The sequence below is a fragment of the Pseudomonas sp. ICMP 561 genome, assembly GCF_002699985.1.
In the GTDB taxonomy this organism is placed as follows: domain Bacteria; phylum Pseudomonadota; class Gammaproteobacteria; order Pseudomonadales; family Pseudomonadaceae; genus Aquipseudomonas; species Aquipseudomonas quasicaspiana.
Genome location: NZ_LKBT01000069.1, coordinates 212,672 through 231,437 on the forward strand (window position 1 = coordinate 212,672; position 18,766 = coordinate 231,437).

16 protein-coding genes and 1 tRNA gene are annotated in these 18,766 nt (G+C 54.2%); 7 read left to right on the top strand and 10 right to left on the bottom strand.

Annotated features, from left to right (window positions below):
* Positions 1-694 precede the first annotated feature (694 nt).
* The 4 genes from AO242_RS27780 to AO242_RS27795 all read right to left on the bottom strand — a co-directional run bounded on the left by AO242_RS27780 (position 695) and on the right by AO242_RS27795 (position 6,593).
* Positions 695-1,369 carry a hypothetical protein gene (locus AO242_RS27780; protein WP_099271205.1) on the bottom strand — a complete coding sequence of 225 codons (675 nt, stop codon included), beginning with the start codon at positions 1,367-1,369 and terminating at the stop codon, positions 695-697.
* Entirely contained in the window at positions 1,338-4,718 is a 3,381-nt protein-coding gene (locus AO242_RS27785; protein ID WP_099271206.1) for a hypothetical protein, read from the bottom strand. The genes AO242_RS27780 and AO242_RS27785 overlap by 32 nt, the downstream gene beginning before the upstream one ends.
* A 133-nt stretch (positions 4,719-4,851) precedes the next feature.
* Positions 4,852-6,279, bottom strand: coding sequence for a tyrosine-type recombinase/integrase (locus tag AO242_RS27790; RefSeq protein ID WP_257153521.1), 1,428 nt, complete (start codon positions 6,277-6,279; stop codon positions 4,852-4,854).
* Between the two features lie 223 nt (positions 6,280-6,502).
* Positions 6,503-6,593: transfer RNA gene (locus AO242_RS27795), tRNA-Ser, on the bottom strand.
* A gap of 254 nt (positions 6,594-6,847) precedes the next feature.
* Between AO242_RS27795 and AO242_RS27800 the strand changes: the two genes are divergently transcribed.
* The 7 genes from AO242_RS27800 (at position 6,848) to AO242_RS27830 (ending at position 11,106) form a co-directional block, all read left to right on the top strand.
* A complete protein-coding gene (locus AO242_RS27800) occupies positions 6,848-7,519 on the top strand; it encodes a Bax inhibitor-1/YccA family protein (RefSeq protein WP_027899209.1) in 672 nt (223 codons plus the stop codon).
* Between the two features lie 102 nt (positions 7,520-7,621).
* Positions 7,622-8,014: a sulfurtransferase complex subunit TusD gene (gene tusD / locus AO242_RS27805; protein ID WP_027899210.1), complete on the top strand. Its 393-nt coding sequence runs from the start codon at positions 7,622-7,624 to the stop codon at positions 8,012-8,014.
* A gap of 1 nt (position 8,015) precedes the next feature.
* Positions 8,016-8,378, top strand: a complete 363-nt coding sequence (tusC, locus tag AO242_RS27810) for a sulfurtransferase complex subunit TusC (protein WP_099271207.1) — start codon at positions 8,016-8,018, stop codon at positions 8,376-8,378.
* Positions 8,378-8,674, top strand: coding sequence for a sulfurtransferase complex subunit TusB (gene tusB, locus AO242_RS27815; protein ID WP_027899212.1), 297 nt, complete (start codon positions 8,378-8,380; stop codon positions 8,672-8,674). Before tusC ends, tusB begins: the two co-directional genes overlap by 1 nt.
* Complete coding sequence (locus AO242_RS27820; RefSeq protein WP_099271208.1) at positions 8,671-9,006, top strand: TusE/DsrC/DsvC family sulfur relay protein; 336 nt, start codon at positions 8,671-8,673, stop codon at positions 9,004-9,006. The genes tusB and AO242_RS27820 overlap by 4 nt, the downstream gene beginning before the upstream one ends.
* Positions 9,003-10,004, top strand: coding sequence for a glycosyl transferase family protein (locus AO242_RS27825; RefSeq protein ID WP_099271209.1), 1,002 nt, complete (start codon positions 9,003-9,005; stop codon positions 10,002-10,004). The genes AO242_RS27820 and AO242_RS27825 overlap by 4 nt, the downstream gene beginning before the upstream one ends.
* A gap of 94 nt (positions 10,005-10,098) precedes the next feature.
* Positions 10,099-11,106 carry a glutathione S-transferase family protein gene (locus AO242_RS27830; RefSeq protein WP_099271210.1) on the top strand — a complete coding sequence of 336 codons (1,008 nt, stop codon included), beginning with the start codon at positions 10,099-10,101 and terminating at the stop codon, positions 11,104-11,106.
* 127 nt (positions 11,107-11,233) lie between these two features.
* On the opposite strand, the gene cysG is transcribed toward AO242_RS27830, so the two are convergent.
* The 6 genes from cysG to ftsK form a co-directional block, all read right to left on the bottom strand.
* On the bottom strand, positions 11,234-12,628 hold the full coding sequence (gene cysG, locus AO242_RS27835; RefSeq protein ID WP_099271211.1) for a siroheme synthase CysG: 1,395 nt from the start codon (positions 12,626-12,628) through the stop codon (positions 11,234-11,236).
* The gene (gene serS, locus AO242_RS27840; protein WP_099271212.1) at positions 12,629-13,909 is read right to left on the bottom strand and encodes a serine--tRNA ligase; all 1,281 of its coding nucleotides are present in this window, start codon (positions 13,907-13,909) and stop codon (positions 12,629-12,631) included.
* A 16-nt stretch (positions 13,910-13,925) separates the two neighbouring features.
* The gene (crcB, locus tag AO242_RS27845; protein WP_027899218.1) at positions 13,926-14,300 is read right to left on the bottom strand and encodes a fluoride efflux transporter CrcB; all 375 of its coding nucleotides are present in this window, start codon (positions 14,298-14,300) and stop codon (positions 13,926-13,928) included.
* Positions 14,300-15,622 carry a replication-associated recombination protein A gene (locus tag AO242_RS27850; protein WP_099271213.1) on the bottom strand — a complete coding sequence of 441 codons (1,323 nt, stop codon included), beginning with the start codon at positions 15,620-15,622 and terminating at the stop codon, positions 14,300-14,302. Before AO242_RS27850 ends, crcB begins: the two co-directional genes overlap by 1 nt.
* Before the next feature lie 19 nt (positions 15,623-15,641).
* Positions 15,642-16,265 (bottom strand): outer membrane lipoprotein chaperone LolA, encoded by a 624-nt coding sequence (gene lolA / locus AO242_RS27855; protein ID WP_027899220.1) that lies wholly within the window; start codon positions 16,263-16,265, stop codon positions 15,642-15,644.
* Between the two features lie 73 nt (positions 16,266-16,338).
* Positions 16,339-18,741 (bottom strand): DNA translocase FtsK, encoded by a 2,403-nt coding sequence (ftsK, locus tag AO242_RS27860; RefSeq protein ID WP_027899221.1) that lies wholly within the window; start codon positions 18,739-18,741, stop codon positions 16,339-16,341.
* Positions 18,742-18,766: the final 25 nt, after the last annotated feature.

Below are 18,766 nucleotides of genomic sequence, written 5' to 3' on the forward strand. Positions count from 1 at the left end.
GACAGTGGGATTCGTCTGGCCGCCGCACTTATCGGCTTTAGGGAGATGCGTCCAGAAAATTGCCAGCACGACTATGTCCAAAATGCGCGGGAATGGTCGAATGTCCGTTCCACCGTCACTGAGCTTAGGAAATGTGAACTCAGCCTCGATCGACAGCCCTCACTCGTCTGGAGCCTGCTTTTCATCGTACGGGACGAAGAAATCCGATTCACGGAGTCGCCGCTGGCTGGGGCCAAACGAACAAAGGCGGCAAAGCGCCTAGAGAGTTGCGGTCTTGCCGGAGCCGTTGGGCCCTATAGGAATGTGAGGCAGGACAGATAAGCAGTGACTGGCTCTGCACCAAACGACCGAAAACCAAAGATGCGAACGGACTGAAGCTTTAAAATAGAATCCCTATCCAGATAAACAGGCTCGTCGGTTCGCCGAGAGGATAGTCGAATTCCAACTGAAGCAATGCATCGAGGACTTGGAACTGGCTGAAGCGTACGGCCATACATGCCGCATGTGAGTCATGAAACAGGCTGTTCCCCCCAACAGATGTGGCCAGCGTGTATTCACTCAGGGGTAGGTAATCACTCAAGGTGAAGAGGGGCATACACTAAAACACTCAAATTAACTCTAAAGCTATAAATTTTTCAAGGCGAGCGAAAGCACGGAAGCAATCCCGACCATAATTAATAATGAAGCATCAAACCTAATTAAGTGCGCTCTCCTTATGTAATCTTTTTCGCATTCTCTCTAACTCTCTAAGTTCATCTATTGTAGATATTTTCTCCCAAGGCCCATAAAAACCAGCCTCCGGATACTCTGAAGACTCTTCACCCTCTAAAACGGTTATATATATATCGGATGCCTGCCCAACCATTCCATCTATTATTTTTATAAGAGTCAAAACGCCTTTCCGAAGTGACTCAAACTCATCGTCCGACATCTCGCGCTTTGACGAATCTAACTGACGAACACCTAAATCAACGCTTCGAATCTTCTCTTTCAGTAATAAATTCTGCGACTCCAAACTTGCATTGCGGATCCGCAGAGCCTCTATATCAGTGATAACACTCCCTGGCAATGTTCCAGACCTTGCCTCAACCGCCATGAAATCTTCAAGTATTTTACGATAGCTTATATTTCTTAAGAGGGTTACATGGCTTACGGGTTTGCACAGCTCATCACGTTCCGATTCGCTTTTATTGGCATGAACCTTGGCCTCAAACTCCGTTACCAGCTTGGAAACATCCCTAGCCAATCGGGTAACATTTACGTACTTAGCGTTAGATAACACAACCAGAGCCCGTTTGATGAAATCTACGCGTTGTTGCCGATGATTCTCTCTATATTCATCGAATGTGTCCTTCCTCGGGTTCAGCATCTTTTTCCTCCACGTGGCTGTGCCCGATCCGCTTCGTAATCAACAAATCGGGTCTCTCGGGCACCAGCGGCTTGGCTGCCGCCTGGCTAATCCTGAAGACGTCCATAACGTCCATAGCCCCTGAATTTACCATACTGCCAATTTGTGAGGCTAACGCTACGCCTGGGGTATGCTCGCTAACACTCAGAACGCTTTCGAGATCACCCTCACGCATTAGCAGCACAGCTCGGAGATAGGCGAATTTCGTATCCAGTTCAGAGCTAGTGGCATCAGGAAAATTCTGAACGTCGATCAGCCGCTTTACCACATACTCAGCATCAGTTAGCTCGACACGTTTGAAATGCTCGAGCAATTCATCCTTCCTGGCAACGAAGAAACCTGAATGCTGGCCGCCAAGCGCCATTTGGTACAACTGCTGCTCAATCGCTTCACACGAATACGCCTCCCGTGCATAGGTATCGTGATCTTGATTCAAGTTTTCAATCACTTGGCGGTCAGTAGCGCTGCGCTTGAGGTTTTTATAGTGCTTAAGCTTACGAAGCACTGCGGCCATTTCTTCCTTGAATTTGTCCTTTTCCGCGCTGATGGCAGGGAGATGAGAGACGCCTCGGATGGCATATTGACACAGTCCGCAAGGCCTTCCCGCGCCAAGCTCCTCAATAACCTCCTTAGGGCACTTGTTGTTAAAGGGACAGATATGGGTCGGGTTGAAGGCAAACCCCGTCCCCTTCTTCGCCCTCATGACTTCAATACCGGTTTGGTCTTCCTTCACACCGATTAAGCTAATCAAACCGTGCGTTTTAATAGCTTTCACGGGATCCGCCTTAATGTCTGCCGCCAAGCGTTCATTCAGCTTGATGACTGCGGCGGCCAACTCGGGAGCATCCGCCGCATTGAGACTGTCTGTGTTTTTTAGCAAATAGTTAGCAAGAAGCCTCTGATGGCTCGGAAGGTCATCCTCTTCAAAAACAGTGTAGTACCAAACGTGAGGCTCGGTTTGGCCTGTCATGTACTGCCCAACGATCCAGGCAGGCAAGAACCTGACAGCCTCAGAGACAAATCCAGCACGAAGACCATGTGGTGTGTAATCACTGACAAGATCATCCACAGTAATCTTTGAGAAATACTCTTCAGTGAACTCGACAGCAGTTTCTTCGCCCCACTTGGAGGCTCTCACCACCACAAGCTCCGTGATTTGCTCATCCTTCAACTGGCAATGAATAAAATACTGCAAAATCGACAACATCACCGGATAAAATCGATAATTCGCCCACCCTTCAGCTTTTTCCAAAGGCATCCTAAACAAAGGGCGAAACTGCCCAAACTTAGAGTCGATTTTCATGCCATACCAAAGTTTACCCTCGTAGCCAGGTGCAGTGCAGCGGGCATACCATTTTCGTTGCCTATCCAAAACAGCCATAATGTGACGCCCAACGATGGCTGTCCACTCTCCATGCGATTTGTCGCTACTGACAAAAAGTGGAGCAAGCTGGCTTTTGCTACTACGATCCAACATACAATCATAGCGATCCTTATCGAGCCAGATTATGTGTTGTTGACGCAGTCCCGTTTCGCACATCAGCTGGGTTAAGCGAACATGATTCGGCACTACACGCTGCTGCAGGCGCCCATCAAGTTCATATTCAAGTATCCGATAAAAACGAGGAATGAACTTCAGCGCATAAATTTTTCCATCACTATAAAAAATAGGACAGTAGTTCAGCTTAGTCTGATCAATGATCGTCAAAGGGCCATCCCCCTTGCCCCACATTGACTGCCACTCTGAAGACTCCTGTAATTCTGCGAGACTTGGCTGGTATAGTTTTCCACGAACTAGACCCGGCATAACACCGTCGGCCATAAGATTCAGGTGCATCACCAAGTATTCCAGAGAGTACAGAATGCTCAAAAACGCACCAAAGTAAGCACGCGGAATAGGCCGCTTAACGGTTCCGTTGCGCCTTTTGACGGGGGGGTAACATGCCGACGAAAAATTGTTACTGAAACGATCCGCCTTCGCGAGGGTAAATCGATTTTCCTCTACCCACTCGCAGTATTCGTCCGCGCAGAGCACGCGGGCGTACCAAGTATCATTGCCCCACTTATTAAACTTTGCGAATTCTTCCAAAAACCTCAAGAAAGTCATGGGTGGGACTTTAGTGAATACGAGAACCCCATTCACGAAATTTGCCTCGCGGGTAAAATACAAGGTGCAGTCAAAATCATTCAGACTGGCCGGATAGTCTCGCAGATGCCCGTCCCGAGCTAAGAAGAAATTCGGCAGATAAGTCGATAGGTATGCCAGAATGAGATTCAACAGAAGTATATAATTTTTTTCACGCTGTAAGCGCTTGGATTTTACATAAGAGCGAAAGGTTTCGTCCAAATGAGCGCAGAATTTTGCAACCTTTTTTGGCAATGCCGAGTATAACTTTTTTGAACCCTCCGCCTTATCGAACATACTTTTCAACCTATAAGGCTTCACCACATCAGCAAAAAGTGAACTAAGATGTAAGAGTCTCTTACCGTTGCCATATTCTATCGCAAGGCTTAAAGCCCTATCAGAAGGGGATGGGGCCTCAGGTTTCTTTCGACTTTCTCGATCAATCTTTTGAGCCTCTGCATTTTGACGCCTTACCGTGCTCACCGCCTCATCGACCATTTGACGAGCACTCGCATCCTCACCAGCGATAAAATGCAGCATCTGGAACACACGATACTGTACCAATGGTTTCTTACGACCCGTACCTTCGCGGTAAACAGCCATGCAATATTCTGGTGTTAAATCACCTGCGCAGTAAACCTGACCACTGAGCAGCAGCTTTGTCCAGCGGGTGTACAGTCTTTTGTTGAGATCGCGTTCCTTCGCCGTTGCATGGAGTTCATCATAGCGCAAGTGCTCTCTAATACTCTTCAGCAGATCAATTTCCCCCAAGGAAATAACCTTATCAAGTACGGAGTCCAAATTGGTTACACTTCTCACTGATAACGGAAGAACTACCTGCTTTCTCAGCCACATGAGGGTGAGTACCATTTTAAAAAAATTCGCCATTGCGACTTCTTGTTTGGGATTGCACAGCCTGAATTCCGGATGAACGTCGGCGAATTTCGCGTTGGGATCGTCAGTACAACAAGCAATCAGCGCCGCAAAATCTGCCCGCTTCCACCCTAGATAGTTGATCACCGAGGATTTGAAGAAATTGTTCAGGTAATATGTCACATTGGGCAATGTCCCAGACGAATACTGGCGATACAACTCAATCACCACCGTATATGCCTCATGAAACGCACGGCCGATCTGCGTAGTTGGGATTAGCCATTTCACGGTATTCTTATTAAAATAACTCACGCAATATGCTCACTCATAAATATATAATTTAAAAACAAAAACCCGAGGCCTAAGCTGGATATAAACCGCCTAATGTTTCGCGTCCTAGCCCCTAACAGCGGCTATTGTGATTGCCGTTACCGGGATCGAGAATCTATGGCTGTTTGTTAGCCGACTGCTCAAGCAGGACGATTTGCTGCTTCAAGTGCTCAATCTGCACCTTTGCCGTATTGAATCCACCGTCACGCATCCGCATGAGATTCATTGCTGCCATTGATGCGTGGAGCATGTGGCCGTCTTTACGGGCATACCTCTGCACAGAGGTTGCCGAAGAATGACCCAGTACCTTTTGCACAAAGCCGAGATCAAATCCGAAGGTACCTGGCCTAAAGGGGTTTGGACAATGGTTATGCAGGTAGTACGCATACATGTGACGAAGAGAATGGAAACCATAGCTCTCCCCCGTCAACGCCTTAGCGGCAGCGTTGAAACGCTCCCACACGGCCTGATAGGAAGACGGTATACCCTCGCCATTCAGAAGGTTCCTGAACAAGAATTGATGTGAGACAGGCCTGTGGCGGGAAGCCTCAAGCGAACGCTGCTCGGTGATATACAGATCGAGGTTGAACCAGAAGTGAGACGCGAAGGGTTCAATCAGGAAAGTCTCTGGAGTAGAGCGCCCCTTGTGTGGGAGCTTACTGATATCCACATCAGTCATAAATTTCGCAAGCTGTTCGACGCGAGTGTTTGGGTCGATGATCAAAACACTATTATCGAGCGGACTATCCTCGAAAAGTACCAAATCCGACATAAGCATTGTAAGTGCTTCTGATACTCGGCAACCGCAAGCGGCAATCAATGACCACAGAGTTTTGTCTCTAAGGCAAGTGCTGCTTTCGATGAGCTTCACGCACAGATCTATAGGGAAGACTTTTTCGTCTCCACCATTGATATCGGTATTTGCGATAGTCGAGGGTTTTGCGGTCGTCGCTAGGCCAACCAATCGGATTCGCTTCACCCCACCAGCGATGCATCCAGCTAACCAACTCTTGTTGCCGATGGCAGCTCTGACCTTCATTGGAGCCTCAGCGTACCGAGAGGTAATCGATGGCAACGCTGTGACCATAGTCTCACCTAAGTACCCAGTAGCTTGAAGCTGAAGCATCGCCTTTCTGAACTGCTCACTCGCATCAATGAAGTTATTAACAGCCGCAGTATTTTTGCGTAAGGAGCTTCCACCCATTTTACGGTTACCCAGCACCTTCGCTGCAGACCGGCTCAACTCGACGCTGCTATTAGTACCAAAAATGAGAAAGTTTTCGTAACCATCAATCGCCTCAGATAACAAAAACGGCGTCAAACCGCCTCTGAGCTCGCTGACGACCTGGATGTACTGAATGAACAAGAGCACTGCATGCCCGTAGGCTTTAACGGTGTTCCATTTCTTACGCTTGGATAGCTGAAATATCCAGTTGTCGTAGAACTCACTCATAGCTGGATCTGAGCACAGCAGACGGTACGTTGGTTTGCCGGAGCGGAAGGTTTCGAAGATCGTGATGGGATGGTGAACCATTGTAGCCATGAGCCTTCCCTTCTGATCGACTGTCTTCGGCTGACGCACTCGCGTTCCGCCGCAAAGGTGCAACAACCTGTTGCATTGGCAAACACAATGCAACAACGCGCAACATAATGCAACTACTCAGTTGCACATTTGATAACAGAATGAGGTTTTATTTTCTGCTCGTCAAAAAATGAGGACGAAAAAAAGGGCCTAGATTGCTCTAGGCCCTTCATTCATCGATGTTTGGCGGGAAACCAGGGATTCGAACCCTGGGTACGCTATTAACGTACGCCGGTTTTCAAGACCGGTGCATTCAACCACTCTGCCAATTTCCCGTGGTGCTCTTGACGCTTTTGGCGGTATGGCTCGTAACGTGCAACAGAGAGTATCCTTATATAAGAACTCTAGGACCTGTTACAGTCGGCAGTTTTCAAGACTGCTGCCTTAAACCACTCGGCCATACTTCCGTTTGCATTGCGGGCGCCATAATACCGGAATGAAACACGCTGTCAAACTCTCTGGGTGGCTGATTTCAAGTCGTCTGTTATGATCTTTGCAACTTCACATTTCAACCACCAGGAGCTTCGCCATGCGCGAACAGGATTACGCAGTTAATAACGGCGTGCAGGCCGATCAGCTAGAGGTTAGCCGCGTCCTGCGCAACACATACGGCCTTCTGGCTCTGACCCTCGCTTTCAGCGGTGTCATGGCTTTTGTCGCGCAGCAGATGCGCGTTGGCTACCCAAACATTTTCGTGGTGCTGATCGGTTTCTACGGTCTGTTCTTCCTCACCAATAAACTGCGCGATTCGGCGTGGGGCTTGGTGTCGGCGTTCGCGTTGACCGGTTTCATGGGTTTCCTGCTGGGCCCGATCCTCAACCGCTACCTGGGTATGCAGGGCGGCGCTGAAGTGGTCAGCTCGGCATTCGCCATGACGGCATTGGTGTTCGGTGGTCTGTCGGCTTACGTGCTGATTACCCGCAAGGACATGAGCTTCCTCGGTGGCTTCATCACCGCTGGCTTCTTTGTTCTGCTGGCAGCGGTGCTGGCGAGCATGTTCTTCCAGATCAGCGGCCTGCAGTTGGCGATCAGCGCTGGCTTCGTGCTGTTCTCGTCGGTCTGCATTCTGTTCCAGACCAGCGCGATCATTCACGGTGGCGAGCGTAACTACATCATGGCGACCATCAGCCTGTATGTATCGATCTACAACCTGTTTGTCAGCCTGTTGCAGATCTTCGGTATCATGAGCCGCGACGACTAATGAGTCGCCCTGCTTCAACAAAAAGCCCGCCTAGCGGGCTTTTTGCTGTCTAGTGCCCGTGAATTCTTTATCATTGGTCAAGTTTTCTGCTCAGAGCCTGTCATGAAGTTCGCGATCAATCTGTTCAGCGCAGCCCATGCGCCCTCCTCGCGCCGCGCCCTGCTGTTTGCGCAGGCGGCGCTGGCCGGGGGGCATGAGATTGTGCGGTTGTTCTTCTATCAGGACGGCGTTCACAGTGCTTCGGCCAATGTCGTCACGCCTCAGGACGAACAGGACCTGCCCTCGCAATGGCGCGAGTTCATCACCCAGCATCAACTTGACGGTGTGGTGTGCATCGCGGCCGCCTTGCGCCGTGGCGTGCTCAATGCCGAAGAGGCGCAGCGCTATCAGCGGCCCGCGGCCAATCTGCTCGCCCCGTGGGAATTATCCGGGTTGGGCCAGTTACACGACGCGGCGCAAACCGCTGATCGAGTGATCTGTTTCGGAGGGCCTTGAAGTGGCTAAATCAATGTTGATCATCAGCCGCCAGGCACCTTGGTCCGGACCGGGCGCACGCGAGGTGCTGGATATCGTATTGGCCGGTGGCGCTTATGATTTGCCCGTGGGCCTGTTGTTTCTGGACGATGGCGTCTTTCAGTTATTGCCGGAGCAGAACGCCAAGGCCCTGCAACAGAAAGACCTGACCGCCAACCTCAAGGCGCTTTCGATGTTTGGCGTGGAAGATATCTACGCCTGCGGCACGAGCCTTGCCGAGCGCGGCATCCTGCAGGAAGCGGTGGATGAGGACATTATTCAATTGCCGCAATCTGTAGAAATCGCCGCACTCATTGACCGCTACGATCACGTGATCACAATCTGATGTCGACTTTGCACGTTTTATCTCATTCGCCCTTCACCGACAGCCGCCTGACCAGTTGCCTGCGTCTGCTCGGCGCGGCTGACGGCGTGCTGCTGTGCGGCGACGCCACTTACGCGTTAGCGGACTCAACAGCGCCGCTTGAGGCGCTGCAGGCGCTAAGCGCTAACCAGGTATTTGTGCTTGAAGAGGATATTCAGGCGCGGAGCATGGCGGCGCCAGCCTGGGTGCGAGTCGTCGACTACCCAGGCTTCGTCGAACTCTCGATTCGCTTCGATAAGGTCAACACGTGGCTATGAACGAGTTGAACGTGTCGGGGCGAATCATTGCGCTGGATAAAGACGGGTTTCTGCAAAACCTTGATGACTGGTCGATGGATGTTGCCAATGCGCTATCCGGCCGGGAAGGTATTGAACTGAGCCCCGAGCATGTCGAAGTGCTGCTTTTGCTGCGAGATTTCTATAGCGAATTCCAGCTGTCACCCGCGACCCGGCCGTTGATCAAGTACACCGCCCTGAAGCTCGGTCCGGAAAAAGGTAACAGCATGCACCTTAACCGCCTGTTCAACGGCACTCCCGCCAAACTCGCCGCCAAACTGGCGGGCCTGCCAAAGCCGACTAATTGCATATGAACGACTACGCCCCGCTCGTCCTTGAAACACCCGCCGAACATCCGTTCGCCCAATTCGTCCGAATTCTGGGCAAAGGCAAACGTGGAGCCCGCAATCTGACCCGCGAAGAAGCACGGGAAGCCATGGGCATGCTCATTGACGAAAAGGTCGAAGAAAGCCAGTTAGGTGCTTTTCTGATGCTGCTGCGGCATAAGGAAGAAAGCCCGGAGGAATTGGCAGGCTTCACTGAGGCATTGCGCGAACGGTTGAACGCCCCGCCACTTCAGGTCGACATTGACTGGCCCACATATGCGGGCAAGAAGCGCCATTTACCCTGGTACCTGCTGGCGGCCAAATGCCTGGCTGAGAATGGGGTGCGGGTCTTCATGCATGGTGGCGGCGCGCACACTGCCGGGCGCTTGTACACCGAACAGTTGCTGGGTCTGCTGGGCATTCCGCTGTGCCGCAACTGGCATGCGGTGGACGAGGCGCTGCAACAGCATAATCTGGCGTTCTTTCCGCTGGGCGACTGGGCTCCGCAATTACAACGCATGATCGATCTGCGTAACACCCTCGGATTGCGTTCGCCGATTCACTCTCTTGCGCGCATCCTCAATCCGCTCAACGCACGGTGCGGCCTGCAAAGCATTTTCCACCCGGGCTACCAAAGCGTTCATCGTGATGCCAGCGGCTTGCTCGGCAATCACACCATCGTCATCAAGGGCGATGGCGGCGAGGTGGAAATCAATCCCGACACTATCAGCCATCTCTATGGCACCACCGACGGTCAGCCATGGGATGAAGAATGGCCTGCGCTTTCAGACCGCAGACATGTAAAGCCGGCAACTCTCGATCCGCAGCAGCTTGTCGCTCTATGGAAGGGCGAAATCGAAGACAGCTATCCGCAACTGGCACTGATTTCGACGATGGCGCTGGCCCTGCGTGGCTTGGGATTGCCTCGCCCGGAGGCATTTGCACAGGCTGAAGTGTTCTGGAAAAACCGGAATACATCAATTTAACCGATCATTACTCCCGATCCTTTGCGTTATTTGTTCGAACGAATCGGCCTAGACTCTCCTCCAACGCTTTAAGCACATCATTTTGGAGTTTGATATGGGCCTTCTCGTCGAAGGACGCTGGCAAGACCAGTGGTACGAAAGCAGCAAAGATGGCGCGTTTCAGCGTGAGCAGGCGCAACGCCGCAACTGGATCACTAAAGACGGTCAACCAGGACCGTCAGGTGAAGGCGGTTTCAAGGCCGAAGCCGGGCGCTATCATTTGTACGTATCCCTGGCCTGCCCTTGGGCCCACCGCACGCTGATTTATCGCAAGCTGAAAGGGCTGGAAAGCCTGATCGACGTTTCGGTGGTCAGTTGGCTGATGCGTGAACACGGCTGGACCTTCGATTCCGAAAAAGGCTCGACCGGCGATGCACTCGACAATCATGAATTCCTCTATCAGCGCTACCTGGCTGACACCGCCGACTACACCGGCCGGGTCACTGTCCCGCTGCTGTGGGACAAAAAACTGCAACGCATCGTCAGCAATGAGTCAGCGGAAATCATCCGCATGTTCAACAGTGCCTTTGACGACCTGACCGGTAATCGTCTGGACCTGTATCCAGACGCTCTGCAGTCGCCAATCAATGAGCTGAACGACCGTATTTATCCAGCAGTGAACAACGGCGTGTACCGCGCGGGTTTTGCCACCTCTCAAGGTGCTTATGAAGAGGCATTCGATGATGTCTTTGCCGAACTCGACGCGCTGGAAAAGCTGCTGGGCGAGAAGCGCTATCTGACGGGTGAATACCTGACTGAAGCAGACGTGCGTTTGTTTACCACCATCGTGCGCTTCGATCCGGTGTATCACGGGCACTTCAAGTGCAACCTGCGACGGATTTCGGACTATCCGAACCTTAGCAACTGGATGCTGGAGTTGTATCAGTGGCCGGGCATCACCGAAACGGTGGACTTCACGCATATCAAGCATCACTACTACGAAAGCCACGGCACCATCAATCCGACAGCTGTTGTGCCTAAAGGCCCGCAGCAGGATCTGGGCAGAGCACATGATCGTGAGCGACTGACGGGACGTGGGATCTGGAACAAGACAGGCGTGTGACCTTGGCACTGTCTCAACGCTATGACAGGTAGGAGGCAACTTGTTGGCGAGGGGTTTGCGCGGTGAATCAGGCCTCACGCCTCGCGAACAAGTTCGCTCCTACCAGTTGGCGCCGTGCTCAGATGCATTAGACCGTAGCCTGAGCACCTTCAAACCAGGCGAGTTTCTCGCGCAGCTTGACCACTTCACCCACGATCACCAATGTCGGCGCATGGACTTCATGCTCCGCCACCATTCGTGGCAAATCGGCCAAGGTGCCTGTAAACACCCGCTGACTGGAGGTGGTGCCCTGCTGAATTAAAGCTGCCGGCGTATCAGCGGATCGACCGTGCTTGATCAGTTGCTCGCAGATGATCGGCAGACCGATCAGGCCCATGTAAAACACCAAGGTCTGTGCAGGCGCTACCAGATCGCTCCACGGCAAATCACTGGTACCGTTTTTCAAATGCCCGGTGATGAAACGTACTGATTGCGCATGGTCACGGTGAGTCAGCGGAATACCGGCATACGCCGCGCAACCGCTGGCTGCCGTGATACCTGGTACGACCTGAAAGGGAATGCCGTGAGCGGCCAGTTCTTCGATCTCTTCACCGCCACGGCCGAAGATGAACGGATCACCGCCCTTCAACCGCAGAACGCGCTTGCCCTGCTTGGCCAGATCAACCAGTTGCTTGTTGATCTCGTCTTGCGGCACTGCGTGCTCCGCGCGGCGCTTGCCGACATAGACACGCTCGGCATCGCGTCGGCACAGATCCAGAATTGCCGGGGCCACGAGGCGGTCATACAGCACCACATCGGCCTGCTGCATGAGCCGTAGCGCACGGAAGGTCAGCAAGTCAGGATCACCCGGACCTGCACCTACCAGATAAACTTCACCGGGAGCATGCGGCGCATCGCCTGCAATCTTGGCGATCAGCAGACGCTCGGCTTCAGCGCCCTGCCCGGCCAGTTGCCGGTCAGCAATCGGGCCCTGGAAAACCTCTTCCCAGAAGGCGCGACGCTGAGTGACGTCCGGAAACAGATTCTTCACCTGACTACGGAAACGCGCCGCCAGCCCAGCAAGCTGGCCATAAGTCGACGGAATCCAGGTTTCCAGCTTGGCACGAATCAAACGCGCCAGCACCGGAGCGTCGCCGCCGCTGGAAACCGCGATGACCAGAGGCGAGCGATCCACGATGGCAGGGAAGATCACGCTGCACAGAGCAGGCGCATCCACCACGTTGACCGGTACACAACGCCGCTTGGCATCCTGAGACACCTGAGCGTTGAGAGGCTCGTCATCGGTGGCAGCAATGATCAGCACACAACCGTCCAGATCACTGACGTTGTAGCCACGCAAAATCAGATGCCCGCCACTTTTCTCAACCAGCTCACGCAGTTGTGGCTCGATCTCTGGCGCGACTACCCGAATTACAGCACCGGCCTCGGCAATGAGGCGGGATTTGCGCAATGCAATCTCGCCACCGCCCACGACCAGCACTTGGCTGCCACGCAGGTTATGGAACAGCGGCAGAAATTCCATCTAGCCGATGACCTCAAGGCCGCCCATGTAAGGTTTGAGCACGTCCGGCACACGGATCGAACCGTCAGCCTGCTGGTAGTTTTCCAGCACGGCAACCAGAGTACGGCCAACTGCCAGACCCGAACCGTTCAGGGTATGAACCAGTTCTGGTTTGCCGGTTTCCGGGTTGCGCCAGCGAGCCTGCATGCGGCGCGCCTGGAAATCACCGCAGTTGGAGCAGGACGAAATCTCGCGGAATTTATCCTGACTAGGAATCCAAACTTCCAGGTCGTAGGTTTTCACAGCGCTGAAACCCATGTCGCCGGTGCACAGCGCCAGCACGCGATAAGGCAGCTCCAGCAACTGCAGAACGCGCTCAGCGTTTGCAGTCAGGCCTTCCAGGGCTTCCATGGATTTTTCAGGCTCGACGATCTGCACCATCTCGACCTTGTCGAACTGGTGCTGACGGATCATGCCGCGGGTATCACGACCCGATGCGCCCGCTTCGCTGCGGAAGCAAGGCGTGTGAGCCACGAACTTCAAAGGCATCTGTTTGGCGTCGAGGATTTCGCCGGCCACGATGTTGGTCAGCGAAACTTCTGCGGTAGGAATCAGGTACAGATCCGCCTCGCCTTCACGGGAAATCTTGAACAGGTCTTCTTCGAACTTCGGCAGTTGACCGGTGCCCTGCAAGGCAGGTGCCTGAACCAGATAAGGCGTGTAGGCCTCTTCGTAGCCATGTTCGTTGATGTGCAGGTTGATCATGAACTGCGCCAGCGCACGATGCAGGCGGGCAATCGGGCCACGCAGCAAAGCGAAACGTGCACCGGACAATTTGGCGGCCGTTTCAAAATCCAGCCAGCCGTATTTCTCGCCCAGCGCAACGTGATCCTGAACCTGAAAGTCAAACGAGGCTGGCGTGCCCCAGGTGCGGACTTCAACGTTTTCGTCTTCGTCAGCGCCCACCGGTACCGACTCGTGAGGCAGGTTCGGCATGCTCAGGAGCATGGCGTCCAGCTCGGCCTGAATACCATCCAGCTCTTTCTTGCCGGTGTTGAGCTCTTCGGCCATGCGGTCGATGTCGGCCATCAGCGGTGCGATGTCTTCACCGCGTTGCTTGGCCTGACCGATGGATTTGGAACGGGAATTACGCTCGGCCTGAAGCTGTTCAGTGCGGGTCTGAACGGTCTTGCGCTGGGCTTCCAGCGCTTCGATGCGGGCAACGTCCAGTGTAAAGCCACGGGAAGCCAGGCGATCCGCTACGTCCTGAAGTTGGGTACGTAACAGTTTGGAATCGAGCATATCGTTCTCTCGTTTATCAAAGTCTGGTAAGGGACAGGCCAACCCATGTCGCGAGCAGCCCGCCGAACACGCTGATACCGGCATAGCCAAGGGCCAACGGCATTTGCCCGCTTTCAAGCAGGCGCAGCGTATCCAGTGAAAAGGATGAAAAGGTCGTAAGACCGCCAACAAAGCCGACGATAAGGCCGGCGCGAATCTCTATCGGTACTTCCGGGCGCAACAGGAACAGGCCATAAAGCACACCGATAATCAGGCAACCGACGATATTCACTGCCAGGGTTGCCGCGTAAAAATGCTTCGGCCAGTTCGCGCTGACCCACGTGCCAGCAGCGAAGCGCAATAATGTACCAGCGATACCGGCAATCGACACCGCAAGAATGGTTTTGAGCACTACTTTCTCCGCTGACGAGGGCTGGAAGCATCCAGAGCAGCCAGATGCCTGAGCTTTTCGCCGATTTTCAGCTCAAGACCACGGGGCACCGGCTGGTAATACTGACGCGGTTCAAGGTCGTCAGGGAAGTAATCCTCACCCGCGGCGTACGCATCCGGCTCGTCATGGGCATACCGGTACTCTTCACCATAACCCAGCTGCTTCATGAGTTTGGTCGGCGCGTTGCGCAAATGCAGCGGCACTTCCAGCGAGCCGTGTTCAGTGGCTTCGCGCATTGCAGCCTTGAATCCCATGTACACCGCGTTGCTTTTAGGCGCGCAGGCCAGATAAACAATCGCCTGAGCAACGGCTAGCTCACCTTCCGGACTGCCCAACCGCTCCTGAACATCCCACGCCGACATGCATAACGGCAACGCGCGTGGATCGGCATTGCCGATGTCTTCACTCGCCATGCGCACCACGCGCCGCGCCAGATACAACGGGTCGCAGCCACCATCGATCATGCGCGCAAACCAATACAACGCCGCATCCGGGTTGGAACCGCGAATGGATTTATGCAGAGCGGAAATCTGGTCGTAGAACGCTTCACCACCTTTGTCAAAACGCCGACGGCTGTCGCCCATCAGGCTTTGAAGTAGCTCCAGGCTGATTTCCGAGCCATCTTCAGCGAGGTCCGACGCGTTTTCCAGCAGATTCAACATGCGCCGACCGTCACCGTCGGCAGCGGCCATGAGCATGGCAAAACCTTCATCGCTCAGACTCAACTGATGCTTGCCCAGCCCGCGCTCTTCGGTCAGCGCGCGATTGACCAGCTTGCGCAGCGCGACTTCATCAAGGCTCTTGAGGACATACACCCGGGCCCGGGACAGCAGCGCGTTGTTGAGTTCAAACGAAGGGTTTTCGGTGGTCGCGCCAATAAAGATCAGCGTGCCGTCTTCGACATAAGGCAGAAAGGCATCCTGCTGGGACTTGTTGAAGCGGTGTACTTCATCGACAAACAAGATAGTGCGACGGCCGTATTGCCCGGCCTGCTGCTTGGCAACTTCTACCGCCTGGCGAATCTCTTTGACCCCGGCCAGTACCGCAGAAACCGTCTCAAAGTGCGCATCCGAGACTTTCGCCAGGAGCCGGGCCAGCGTGGTTTTACCCACACCGGGCGGCCCCCAGAAAATCATCGAATGCAGAGCACCCTGCTCAAGCGCCTCGCGCAAAGGCTTGCCGTGAGCCAGCAAATGCTCCTGACCGACGTACTCATCCAGATTGGTCGCACGCAAACGCGCGGCCAATGGTTGTGCAATCGGTTCACTTCGAAACAGGTCCATGGACAACCGTTAAAACCTCTTATTCCTGAATGACGTCAGCGCCTTTCGGAATCTGGAACTGGAATTTGCTCGCCGGGATCGCCTCATTGGCTTTCACGCCGGTGAACAGGATATTGGTGCGTTGGCCGACGCTGTCAATTAGCTGCATGTCATTGATCATGCCGTTACGGAACGACAGACGCAGGCTGTCGAACAGGGTGTCCTTGGTTTTAGGCTTGAGCGTGAAATCAATCACGCCGCCCGCTTCCTTGGCGGTGATATCAAAACTTTCGCTGATCTTCGACACATCACCGGACAACAACAGTGCCGGCGTCTGAGTCAGTCGCTGGTCGAGGGTCTTGATGGTGACCTGCTCCAGGTCCGGATCCCACAGGGAAACCTTCTTGCCGTCAGAAACCATCAATTGCTCTTGCGGCGCATCGGTGTGCCAGTTGAACAGGCCAGGACGCTGCAGGGCCATTTCACCCGAAGTTTCCTGCAACTGGGTGCCGCCGCCGTCCAGGGTCAACTGGGAAAAACGCGCAGTCAGGGTTTTGGACGTCTCCAGCAACTGAGTCAGACGAGCGACGTCTTTGCTGTCGGCGTGCGCCGGAATCGCGGAGAAAGTCAGTGCAGTTACCAACAACATGCGGAAAAGACGCATGGGAGTCCTCATTGAGTTCGGTGGAGTCTCGCCAGCTATCGACCGCTGGCGAGGCATTTATGGAAGTGCGCGATCAGTCGCGCATCGGGGCCGGCGCAATTACTTCACGCGAGCCGTTGGTATTCATGGAGGTCACGACGCCAGCCATTTCCATGGCCTCGATCATCCGGGCAGCACGGTTGTAGCCAATTTTCAGCTTGCGCTGTACCGCAGAAATCGAAGCCCGGCGGCTTTCCAGCACGAACTTGACCGCCTCGTCATAGAGCGCATCGCTTTCGCTGTCTTCGCCGCCCTCACCGCTGCCGCCGTCGAAGCCGCTACCGGCCTCCTCGACACCGGCCAGAATATCGTCGTTGTAATCCGGCGTGCCACGCAGCTTCCAGGCCTCAACCACGCGGTGTACTTCCTCATCGGAAACAAACGCACCGTGAACACGAATCGGCAAGCTGGTGCCTGGAGGCATGTACAGCATGTCACCGTGACCCAGCAATTGCTCGGCACCGCCCTGGTCGATGATGGTTCGCGAGTCGATCTTGCTCGACACCTGAAACGCCATACGCGTCGGGATGTTGGCCTTGATCAGACCGGTAATCACGTCAACCGATGGACGCTGGGTCGCGAGAATCAGGTGGATACCCGCCGCACGAGCCTTCTGGGCAATACGCGCAATCAGCTCTTCGACCTTCTTGCCGACGATCATCATCATGTCGGCGAACTCGTCCACCACCACAACGATAGTTGGCAGCTTGGTCAGCAGCGGCGCTTCATCATGAATACTTTCGCGCTTGTAGAGCGGATCGGCCAGCGGCGTGCCTGCGTCCTGAGCTTCCTTGACCTTCTGGTTGAAGCCGGACAGGTTACGCACGCCCATCTTCGCCATCAGCTTGTAGCGCCGCTCCATCTCGGCAACGCTCCAGCGCAAGGCATTGGCGGCGTCTTTCATGTCTGTGACGACCGGGCAAAGCAGGTGCGGAATGCCTTCGTAGATCGACAGCTCAAGCATTTTCGGGTCGATCATGATCAGCTTGGCGTCTTCCGGGCCAGACTTGAACAGAATCGACAGGATCATGGCGTTTACACCCACCGACTTACCGGAACCGGTCGTACCGGCCACCAGCAAGTGAGGCATCTTCGCCAGGTCGGTGATGACCGGCTTACCGCCGATGTCATGACCCAGTGCCAGCGTGACCGGCGACTTGGCGTTGTCGTACTCAGGGGTCGAAAGGACCTCGGAGAAACGCACGATCTGCCGGTCTTCGTTGGGAATCTCGATACCGACTGTGGTCTTGCCTGGAATGACTTCAACCACACGAACGCTGGTCACGGCCAGGGAACGCGCGAGGTCTTTGGCGAGGTTGGCAATACGGCTGACCTTGACGCCTGCTGCTGGCTGGATCTCGTATCGGGTAATCACCGGACCCGGATGAATGGAATCCACCGACACTTCGACGCCAAACTCCTTGAGCTTGATTTCCAGCAAGTGGCCAACGGCGGCGAGAGACTCAGGAGAATAATTGAGCTGCTTCTTTTCCGCCGGATCAAGGATCGAGATCGGAGGCAAGGTGCCTTCTACGGCGCTATCAACAAACAACGGTGCCTGTTTTTCCTTCAGTACACGCTTGCTTGGCTCCGGTGCCTTGGCAGGAGCAGGCGCAATGACGGCCGGAATATGGGTTTCACGAGCGGCCATATGCGTGCTCAAGGCCTTCTCGCGCTCGATCAGACGTTCTTTGGCCTTGGCCTGCTCACGACGATCAGAGGTAGCAGGCGCTACTACTTCGTTGACGCGGTCATCCACTTCACGCAGTTGTGCAACCATCTGCTTGCGTTCGTTACGCGCCGCCCACCAGTTGTTCACCGCGTCGTAAAACAGTTCGAACAGATCAAGGGTGATCTTGCCGGTCACATCCATGACCTTGAACCACGACAGATCGGTAAACACTGTAAGACCAAACAGGAACAAGGCAATGAATAACAGCGTACTGCCCTGGATATTCAGGGCCTTCTTGGCCATGTCACCAAGAATTTCACCGAGTACACCGCCAGCTGAGCCGGGAAAACCTGCCGCGAAATGAAAGTGAATATGCGCCAGCGCAGCACCAGCAAGCACCAGAAACACCAGACCTATCAGCCGCCATGAAAAAAGCCAGCCGCTCCACTGCCACGGTTCATGGCGATGACGAAACACCTGCCAGGCCTTGACGGCCAGCAACAGCGGGAAAATGTAGGCAAAGTAGCCCAGCACCATGAACAGGATATCGGCACAGAAGGCGCCAGCACGGCCAGCCGCGTTCTGAACCTCCACCGAGCTGCTGGTATGACTCCAGCCCGGGTCGTTCTGGTCGTAGGTCAGCAACGCCATCATCAAATACAGGCACAGCGCGCCAAAGGCGATCAATGCACCTTCCTTGAGCCGGTAGTGCAATTGCTGCCGCCAGAGCGGAACGGGGCTGGGTACTGCGGTGGATTTCTTCAAAACGCTTTTATTCCTGCGCTAGAGC

Excerpts from the sequence above, each read along its gene's own strand:
- AO242_RS27780 (WP_099271205.1), bottom strand. The coding sequence starts at position 1,369 with ATGCTGAACCCGAGGAAGGACACATTCGATGAATATAGAGAGAATCAT.
- AO242_RS27790 (WP_257153521.1), bottom strand. The coding sequence starts at position 6,279 with ATGGCTACAATGGTTCACCATCCCATCACGATCTTCGAAACCTTCCGC.
- AO242_RS27800 (WP_027899209.1), top strand. The coding sequence starts at position 6,848 with ATGCGCGAACAGGATTACGCAGTTAATAACGGCGTGCAGGCCGATCAG.
- tusD (WP_027899210.1), top strand. The coding sequence starts at position 7,622 with ATGAAGTTCGCGATCAATCTGTTCAGCGCAGCCCATGCGCCCTCCTCG.
- tusB (WP_027899212.1), top strand. The coding sequence starts at position 8,378 with ATGTCGACTTTGCACGTTTTATCTCATTCGCCCTTCACCGACAGCCGC.
- AO242_RS27820 (WP_099271208.1), top strand. The coding sequence starts at position 8,671 with ATGAACGAGTTGAACGTGTCGGGGCGAATCATTGCGCTGGATAAAGAC.
- AO242_RS27825 (WP_099271209.1), top strand. The coding sequence starts at position 9,003 with ATGAACGACTACGCCCCGCTCGTCCTTGAAACACCCGCCGAACATCCG.
- AO242_RS27830 (WP_099271210.1), top strand. The coding sequence starts at position 10,099 with ATGGGCCTTCTCGTCGAAGGACGCTGGCAAGACCAGTGGTACGAAAGC.
- cysG (WP_099271211.1), bottom strand. The coding sequence starts at position 12,628 with ATGGAATTTCTGCCGCTGTTCCATAACCTGCGTGGCAGCCAAGTGCTG.
- serS (WP_099271212.1), bottom strand. The coding sequence starts at position 13,909 with ATGCTCGATTCCAAACTGTTACGTACCCAACTTCAGGACGTAGCGGAT.
- AO242_RS27850 (WP_099271213.1), bottom strand. The coding sequence starts at position 15,622 with ATGGACCTGTTTCGAAGTGAACCGATTGCACAACCATTGGCCGCGCGT.
- lolA (WP_027899220.1), bottom strand. The coding sequence starts at position 16,265 with ATGCGTCTTTTCCGCATGTTGTTGGTAACTGCACTGACTTTCTCCGCG.